Source organism: Aliivibrio sp. SR45-2 (assembly GCF_963890165.1).
Lineage (GTDB): Bacteria > Pseudomonadota > Gammaproteobacteria > Enterobacterales > Vibrionaceae > Aliivibrio > Aliivibrio salmonicida.
On record NZ_CAWPRC010000208.1, the window covers coordinates 1 to 9,270 of the forward strand.

The 9,270-nt window shown below is 38.7% G+C and carries 8 protein-coding genes; 2 read left to right on the forward strand and 6 right to left on the reverse strand.

Annotated features, from left to right (window positions below):
* Nucleotides 1–2,170, reverse strand: a 2,170-nt coding sequence (locus AACV33_RS19860) for an ATP-binding protein (protein WP_182700574.1), incomplete at its 3' end; no start/stop codon positions are given.
* Nucleotides 2,171–2,415: 245 nt separating this feature from the next.
* Between AACV33_RS19860 and AACV33_RS19865 the strand changes: the two genes are divergently transcribed.
* Entirely contained in the window at nt 2,416–3,444 is a 1,029-nt protein-coding gene (locus AACV33_RS19865) for a tetratricopeptide repeat protein (protein ID WP_182700575.1), read from the forward strand.
* 153 nt (nt 3,445–3,597) lie between these two features.
* Here AACV33_RS19865 and AACV33_RS19870 read toward each other — a convergent pair whose 3' ends face one another.
* From AACV33_RS19870 to AACV33_RS19890, 5 genes are all read right to left on the reverse strand, one after another.
* Nucleotides 3,598–4,260: a Bax inhibitor-1 family protein gene (locus AACV33_RS19870; protein ID WP_012550590.1), complete on the reverse strand. Its 663-nt coding sequence runs from the start codon at nt 4,258–4,260 to the stop codon at nt 3,598–3,600.
* Between the two features lie 240 nt (nt 4,261–4,500).
* Nucleotides 4,501–5,250 carry an amino acid ABC transporter ATP-binding protein gene (locus AACV33_RS19875; protein WP_017023622.1) on the reverse strand — a complete coding sequence of 250 codons (750 nt, stop codon included), beginning with the start codon at nt 5,248–5,250 and terminating at the stop codon, nt 4,501–4,503.
* Nucleotides 5,251–5,274: 24 nt separating this feature from the next.
* Nucleotides 5,275–6,372 (reverse strand): amino acid ABC transporter permease, encoded by a 1,098-nt coding sequence (locus AACV33_RS19880; protein WP_182700576.1) that lies wholly within the window; start codon nt 6,370–6,372, stop codon nt 5,275–5,277.
* Nucleotides 6,373–6,374: 2 nt separating this feature from the next.
* Entirely contained in the window at nt 6,375–7,541 is a 1,167-nt protein-coding gene (locus AACV33_RS19885; RefSeq protein WP_023603479.1) for an amino acid ABC transporter permease, read from the reverse strand.
* An 88-nt stretch (nt 7,542–7,629) separates the two neighbouring features.
* Nucleotides 7,630–8,658, reverse strand: coding sequence for an amino acid ABC transporter substrate-binding protein (locus tag AACV33_RS19890; RefSeq protein ID WP_182700577.1), 1,029 nt, complete (start codon nt 8,656–8,658; stop codon nt 7,630–7,632).
* 391 nt (nt 8,659–9,049) lie between these two features.
* Here AACV33_RS19890 and AACV33_RS19895 point away from each other — a divergent pair.
* On the forward strand, nt 9,050–9,270 hold a 221-nt coding region (locus AACV33_RS19895), incomplete at its 3' end, for a precorrin-2 dehydrogenase/sirohydrochlorin ferrochelatase family protein (protein ID WP_304503141.1).

A 9,270-nucleotide genomic window follows, 5' to 3' on the forward strand; every position in this document is an offset into this window, starting at 1 on the left:
TTTCCAATTGTAATATGGATCGCAATACGGCCAGCATGGGTTTTGGCATGGTTTCTAGGTCATCAGAGTGCGGTGCTCTAAATAAACGAACCAAAATGGCATCAGTATCTTTATCACGGTGCAGAGACAATCTAAAGAAACGTAAAGCAACCGTTGGGTTACCATCAGAATAATCCCATAGAATGCGGTAGAAGCCATTCTTAGCGCGCTCTTCTTCTGTTAAGGTCTCTTCATCCCATTGTCTAGGTAAAACTAAGCCATCAAAAGAGAGTTGTTGCTCATTTGTTTTTACAATTCGGCTTTCTAATAAACTGCCAATTTGTTTCTCAGTCCACTTCGGCATGAAAGTGACCAAATCAAATAACAATCTTTCTCCACGAGCTCGGTCAATAAAACGCCAACTTGATTTCTCAATAGCCAATACAACACGATGGCTTTTTCTTGCTCGTCTTAATAGATTTGTGAGCTTCATTAAATCTGCTAACCCATTGACTTTAGGCTTCACCAAACGTTGAGCATTATCAAAAGCAAGCAAATAGCATGTGTCACTGTTTCTCAGGTGTTGAAGAATGTCTCTTTCACTCGATTCTTCTGATAGTCCAAGTTGTCTTGCTAATTCAGGAAGTAGAGCTGAATAACCGTCATAGGGGCAATTTAGGTAAAGTGGTTGGGCGTTTTTAACTTTATTTAAAATACGGTTGAGTAGGGCTGTTGTGCCCACGCCACGCTCACCTGATAGAACACACACCGCAGGGCTTTCTGTGAGTAAATAACGAGAAAGTGCCGTCATTTCTTCTTTAGCGTAATCTTCGATAAGTTCCGAGTCTTCAGAGCCCGGAGAAATAAAATCAAAAGCGAGTCCGCCCTTGATCCTTACTAGATTTGATTGTTCGCGTGAGACTTCCGTTTGTTTTGCAACTTCAATTCGGAACAAATAGGCGAGTGCATGGCTGAACGCCGTGTATTGAGATAACGTCGATACGATGACGTGCTGAATCGATCGCCAAACTAACCATGCAGAACCACAAGCCGTCGCGATAATTGAGATTAAGAATGTATTTTTATTTCTGACAGCCCAATGAATGGATAAAGGTAATGGGTCTAAATTATGAATGCGTTCAAAAATCGTTGCTTTCCATTGTCTTAGAGTAATGATTGTCAGCAAGATAAAGAATAAATACACCGCAGAATTAATCCAAGCATAAATCGTCCCTTCTCCTAACGTTCGCGATGAAATTTGGAGAATTACGCCAGCAAAAATGGCACCCCAAATATAACGACGGATGGTAGATAAACGAAGTGCGATAGTTTCTTTTTTATTGTGTTTGCTGTTTCGATACGCAAATTCAAGAATCAAACTTACCGCAATAGAACCGCCTAAGATCCACCATGTAAATATCTCTAAGAATATAAGGTGTTGTAAGCTTGGTAAGGTCGAAATAATTCGAAGAGTGACCGTGATAAGTAATAACCAAGCAATCGCTTTCTGTGCTCGGCTAAAATACCAAATAGTACGGATAAGAAGATTTGGTTTTGTCGCGCCTTCTAATTTTGATTTTTTAAAGTCACTAATTAAGCGAGCGTTATTACGCATCCACCAATTAAAAACAAAAAATACACACAATACCTTAAATATGACGCTAATCGCGGGCACTGGCGAAATCGTTAAATCACGAAGTAAATTTTTGAAACTACGAATTTGGTAGTGTAAGTAATATTCAATGTTGAGCCGAGTTATGCTGAGCTCTGAATAAAACTGAGTTACACCGTAAGGACCGAATCCGGTCAGTTGCTCTCGCGTTGTACTGTCCGTTAATTGAAGTAACTGTTGTTTACTTAAGTTTAATGAATTTAATGATTGATGATTTTCTTCTACGGTTAACCAATTGTTTTCTGTCGCGTCATTTTTATACGCAGTTAGTGCTTCTCTTAGTTTTTCAGTATGCTTACTTTGTTGAAGCATGGTGTTAGATAAAAGTCGCTTAACCTGAGCGTAATTGTTGTTTGAGAAAAAATGCTGTTCAGGAAGAGCTTGAACCTCGGTATCAATTTCTTGAGCGGGTTTACTGATCTCAATCGGTTGATCATTTGTTAGGCCCCAACTCGCGTAGCTAACCGGAGAGAGCAGTAAAGTGAAAGCAAGAAATAAGAAATGAGAGAATCGTTTCATAATTACCATAAAATATAATGATTTAATTACTTATTACATTAGCTAAATTAATAGAAAAAACCAGTAACAAAGGTAGGAATGAGCAATAAAAGTGAGATATGGTCATGAATACTGTTCTTTTTTAGAGTTTTGAGAAGATTTATCGACTTAAAAACGGTTTAAGAAAGGTATTCATTCAAATTAAGAAAGAAACTCATTAGAATAGAGCATTAAACCGTGTTCAATTTTATCGATGATAATTACATATGTATTGGTTCTTATTTCTTGGTGGTAGCGTTATATGCTTAATTGTTTTTATTATGCATTTTCAAGCCGTCGAAAAGAAAAGGGTGTTAACAGCTAACAAACGTAGGCGTTTTGATAATCAATCAACGATGGTTGAATTTGATTCAGATACTGATCGTAAAGATAAAATCGAGCGAGCGATAAAGGGCAATTTAACCGCACAATTGGCGTTAGGTGCTGATTTGGAATTAGTCGATCAAAATGGATCGATTAAGTGGTACTTAAAAGCCGCAGAGCAGCGTAGTCAACAAGCTTATTATGCCTTAGTTCGTTTATATGATAATAATTACGATGATCATGATGCAAAAGAGAAATCAGGTTATTGGGATGCCGTATTAGGTGATAGCAAAGGAGACGTTGTTTCTTCATTGTCACTAGGGAAGATGTATCTAGAAGGAAAAGGGTGCGAGAAAAGCATTGAAACGGGTACGAAAATAATAACAACACTGGCTTTGAATAATGATCTTTCAGCTCAATGGTTTTTAGCTCAATGGTATCAAAAACTTGAAAATGGACATCCTGAAGGTTTTTATTGGATGTTGAGAGCCGCTTACCAAGATGATCCTAAAGCGATGGTGACAGTCAGTTCTTGTTATTATCATGGTATTGGAACACCGCAAAATATTTACAAAGCAATATATTGGTCAGAACGTGGGGGGGAACTTAAAAGCCCTGAAGCGCAGTTACGTTCATCGCAATACAATCAAAATATATCGTCTTCTCATAATGCAGTTGCTTACGTTTGGGCTTATCTTGCCGTCGCAAATGGGTATGAAGAAGCGCACAGTTTTCGCAATGAACTAGAACAGATTCTGCCTTTAGAGAATTTATTAACGATTCAGAATGTAGCAAGAAAGCTTCATGGATTAATGGATGAAAAACCGGTAAAGAAACATTCGGTAATTCGTCTTCTTAATAAATTTTATGTGAGAGAACATTATCTACCACCAGAAGACATTAATGAAGAATGCAATATGTACACAGATTAGTGTTTAAAGTGTCGTGATAATACCAATACCGTAATGAAGAAATCATCTAATTTATTGCATTGGGATAAGAGAAAAAACAGAAACAAAAATGCCAGTCATTATGACTGGCATTTTTTATTGTATCGAATTAGCTAATGTTTCAAATGCTATCGATTAATCGTCACGCATGATACCAAGAATACTTAGTAGACTGATGAAGATATTGTAGATTGATACATATAATGTAATCGTTGCTGAGATGTAGCTTGTTTCGCCACCACGGATGATTGATTGTGTTGTTAACAGAATCGCACCAGTAGAAAACAAGATGAACATACCACTCATTACAAGATGCAACAGAGGCATTTGTAGGAAGATATTCGCAACCATACCAATGAGTAGAACAACAAAACCAGCCATCATTACACCGTTAAGGAATGATAAATCACGTTTAGTTGTTAAGGCATACGCTGATGCAGCCATGAATGACAGTGCAGTACCGCCAAGAGCCGTTAGGATAACATCGCCCATTCCTGCACCAATGTACATGTTTAGAATTGGACCAATGGTGTAGCCTAAGAAGCCAGTAAATAGGAATGTAAATAGAAGACCCATGCTGTTGTTACGGTTCTTTTCTGTTAAGTACAATAGACCGTAGAAACCAACTAGCATAATGATAATACCTGGACGAGGTAAGTTCAGAGCCATTGATACGCCAGCAACTAATGCTGACCATAGTAATGTCATAGACAGTAAGAAATAAGTATTACGTAATACTTTATTCGTTTGTAGAGCCGACTCTTGTGTGCGAGTTTGGCCGAACATTTGATTATTCATCGTATTCCCCTTGGAATGGACAGACATAAATATATAGACAGTTATGATGCCTATAGTTCAAAAAATCAAGGTAGTTCTGTTTTTTGAACTGAATTAGTTGAGCTGGAAACCATTTTACATCAGTACATTAACTTAGCTGATGAAGTTTGTAAGTATCTGTAACAACAAACAGCGATCCTAAGATCGCTGTTTGTTGAGTTTATCAGCAATATTGATTGCTGTATGTTAATTGTTCGTTATTTAGTGATGCAGAATCTGACTTAAAAATAATTGAGTACGATCCGACTGTGGGTTTTCAAAGAAATCGATAGGATTATTTTCTTCAATAATCTCCCCTGCATCCATAAAAATGACGCGATCAGCAACTTCTTTTGCAAACCCCATTTCATGAGTTACACACAGCATTGTCATGCCTTCATCTGCTAATTCAACCATTACATCGAGTACTTCACGTACCATCTCTGGATCGAGCGCTGATGTTGGCTCATCAAACAGCATGATTTGTGGATTCATACACAGTGAACGTGCAATGGCGACTCGTTGTTGTTGTCCTCCAGATAGTTGCCCTGGGTATTTATCGGCTTGGTCTGGAATTTTCACACGTTCCAGAAACCGCATCGCTAAGGCATTCGCTTCTGATTTTGGCATTTTTTTCACCCAAATTGGCGCGAGTGTGCAATTTTCTAATACGGTTAAATGAGGGAACAGATTAAAGTGCTGAAAACACATACCGACTTCTCTGCGTACCGCCTCAATATTTTTTAAGTCTTCAGTTAGTTCGGTACCAGAGACAAAAATATGGCCTTTTTGATGTTCTTCTAAACGATTAATACAGCGGATCATCGTTGACTTGCCTGAGCCTGATGGGCCACAAATAACTATCTTCTCGCCTTTTTTAACTTGTAAGTTAATGTTTTTAAGAACATGAAATTGACCATACCATTTGTTCATGTCTTCTAATTGGATCATATAATCTTGTTGAGTCGTCATAACTACATCCTTGAATTCTGTTAATTATCGCTTGTGGCCTGTATGAAGTTTGTTTTCTAAATAGATGGAGTATCTCGACATAGAGAAACAGAACACCCAGAAAACCAAAGCGACAAAGACATAACTTTCCGTTGAAAATCCTAACCACTCAGGATCGGTATTTGCAGCTTGACCAATACCAAGTACATCAAACATCCCAATAATGAGTACAAGGCTTGTGTCTTTAAATAAACCAATAAAGGTATTTACGATGGAAGGGATAGTGATTTTTAAGGCTTGAGGAAGAATAATTAAACGCATCTTTTTCCAGTACCCTAAGCCGAGTGCATCTGCCGCTTCATATTGACCTTTAGGTATGGCTTGTAAGCCACCACGAATAACTTCTGCCATATAAGCAGCACTGAATAGGACGACCCCTATTAAGGCTCTAAATAGCTTATCTAACTCCATTCCTTCTGATAAAAACAAGGGAAGCATGACCGAAGCCATGAAAAGAACGGTAATTAAAGGAACACCACGCCAAATTTCAATGTAGATAGTACACATACTGCGAATAATGGGCATTTCAGAACGACGACCCAAGGCTAAAGCAACCCCAATCGGCAAGGATACAACAATACCCACAATCGCAATGACTAAGGTAATTAATAATCCTCCCCAAAGGTGAGTATCAACAACGGGTAACCCAAATACGCCGCCATACAATAAAAAGGCAGCAAAGAATGGGAAAACATTTACAAAAACTAACCAAATAGCCACTTTCTTAGGGGTATGGTCATAAGCGAGCAAAGCCACAAAAATAGCGAGTAATGCGTAAAATAATTGAGGTCGCCATAGTTCATCCGTTGGATAGAAACCATACATAAATTGGTCCCAACGAACGTTAATCATTACCCAACACGCGCCTCCACTAGAGCAGGCATCACGCGTTGTTCCTATCCAATCGGCATTAATCAATGCCCAACTGACAGCGTTCCATAACCCACTAAACGCAAGATAAGCGATAATAAGGGTTAGAATTGAGTTAATTGGGCCATTGAATAAATGTCTTTTAAACCACGTGACTGCACCTACCGTATTGGGTGGTGGCGGCAGATCTGGCTGAAACTGATGTGTATTCATAATTACCTCTCAACCAATGCGACTTTGTTGTTATAAATGTTCATAACGAATGAGGTTAGCAGGCTTAATGTAAGGTACACGCCCATGGTCATTGTTATGATTTCGATAGCTTGTCCTGTTTGGTTCAGTGTCGTTCCTGCAAATACAGAAACTAAATCTGGATAACCGATAGCCATCGCTAGTGACGAGTTTTTGGTTAAGTTTAAATATTGACTGGTTAGAGGGGGAATGATAATCCGCATTGCTTGTGGAATAACGACAAGTTTTAGCGTTTTATTTCTTGGTAAACCAAGTGCCATCGCAGCCTCTGTTTGGCCGTGACTTACCGCATTAATGCCTGAACGAACAATCTCTGCGATAAATGAGGCGGTATAAACACTCAGTGCCACCACCAGTGCCGCTAATTCAGGAATGATACTGATGCCACCACGAAAGTTAAATCCTTTCAGCTCTGGGTATTCAATCGAGACGGGCATACCAGAAATGAAATAAGCGAGAGTAGGTAACGCGATTAACAACAAAATGGAGTAGCGCACAACGGGAGTTTGTTGTCCTGTTAGGGTTTGTTTGTTATGTGCCCAACGTGATAAGAAAATAATAAACACAATAGCAAGGACGACGGCCATTCCTATTAGATTAGAACCTTCTTCAAAAATTGGGCTCGGAAAAAATAAGCCTCGAACATTGAGGAAAATACTTTCACCTAAGCTTAAACTTTGTCTAGGTGAAGGGAGGGCTTGTAAAACGGCAAAATACCAAAAAAAGATTTGTAACAAAAGAGGGATATTTCGGAACGTTTCGATATAGACAGCAGCACAGCGGCTAACTAACCAGTTACTTGATAGACGAGCTATTCCGACAGTAAAGCCTAGAATAGTGGCCAATAAAACGCCTAGAACGGAGACTAAGGCGGTGTTCAGCAATCCAACAATAAAGGTGCGACCATAAGAGTATGTTTCATCGTATTCCACTAAAGAAAGACCGATACCAAACCCAGCTTCTTGATCTAAGAAATCAAGACCTGTAGCGATACCTCGAGATTCTAAATTGGACAATGCATTGTTGACTATGGTGTAAAAGAAAAAGCCAAGTGCAGTAATTGCAAGCACCTGAAATAAAATCGCACGAAATGTTGGGTTGTATAAAATATTTTTATTTTTAGATGACATACGGCTACAACCTTAAATCCATTTATCAAAAGGGGTGAAAGCTCACCCCATAATATGACGTCTATTTATTGTTTTTATTGTGGGATTATTAACGGATTGGTGCGGCGTACATGAAGCCACCCGCATTCCAAAGGGCATTTACGCCACGAGATATTTGAAGTGGAGAACCAGTACCAACGGTACGTTCAAAACTCTCTCCGTAGTTACCCACTTGTTTAATTACTTGGTAACCCCAATCATCACGAATTCCTAAACCTTTTCCTTTAGGACCATCAACACCAAGGATACGTTTGATGTTTGGATCTTTAGATTTAAGCATTTGATCTGCATTTGCAGACGTAATGCCATACTCTTCAGCGTTTATCATGGCGCTCAAGACCCATTTGTTGATGTTAAACCATTTATCATCGCCTTGACGAACCACAGGGCCTAGGGGTTCTTTTGAAATGATTTCAGGTAAAATTTGTGCTGTTTTTGGGTCTTTTAGATTTAGGCGAAGAGCATAAAGGCCTGATTGGTCTGTGGTTAGTACATCACATCGACCAGCATCAAATCCTTTCGATGTTTGTGCCGCCGTATCAAATACGACAGGCTTATATTCCATACTGTTATTACGGAAGTAATCGGCAAGGTTTAGTTCGGTAGTGGTACCTGATTGAACACAAACAGACGCACCATCAAGCTCTTTCGCACTAGTGAGACCAAGTTCTTTTTTGACCATAAAACCTTGACCATCGTAATAGTTAACGCCTACAAAATTTAAACCAAGGGAAGTATCACGATGCAGTGTCCACGTTGTATTACGTGACAGCACATCAATTTCACCTGATTGTAATGCAGTAAAACGCTCTTTTGCGGTTAATGGCACGTATTTAACTTTTGTTTTATCGCCTAATACGGCAGCAGCAACGGCTTGGCAGTATTCAACATCAATACCTTCCCATTCTCCTTTTGAGTTAGGGTTTGAGAATCCAGGTAGACCAGTACTAACCCCACATTGTAGATAACCATTCTTAACTACTTTTTCTAGGGTTCCATCAGCGGCAGCAGCTTGTGCTGACAATAGAACTGCTGATGTTGCAATCGCTGCGAATAGAGTGTTTGATTTAAAATTCATCTGTGTTCTTCCTTAATAGTCCGTTATTGAACTGGCGTATCACAATCTAGTGCGTTGCGTTAGCCATTAGATGGAGTTCAATTGCTTATTTATAAGCAACTGTATTTAAACGATATACAATAGTGAATGATTTGTGAAATCGTCCACTGAATAAAATATAGGTAATAAGATCAGGCATATCCAACATAACTAGTGATTTATGCTGCTTTATTTTTAAAAGGTAGAGGTAATGAAGTGGTCTGACATTTAAATGTGTTAATAAATTGTTAATTCATTTATTTGTTGAATGTGTTAAGTCGCGATTTTTAGTTTGGTTAGTTGCCGCTCTACCTTAATGCCGAGAAGCAAGGTATATTATTGATATTAAGTAAAAGGATAAGTGAGAGATTGGATGAGATATTTTCCCATTTTTATGGATATACGAAAGCGACCAGTACTCGTCGTTGGTGGTGGGGAAGTTGCTTGCCGTAAAATTGATATGTTATTGCAGGCGGATGCTGATATCACGGTAGTTGCTCCCTCAATTAAATCTTATTTAGCTGATTATGTTGAACAAGAAAAAATCCATTACCAGAAAGGATTTTATCACCGCGATCTATTAGACAATAAATA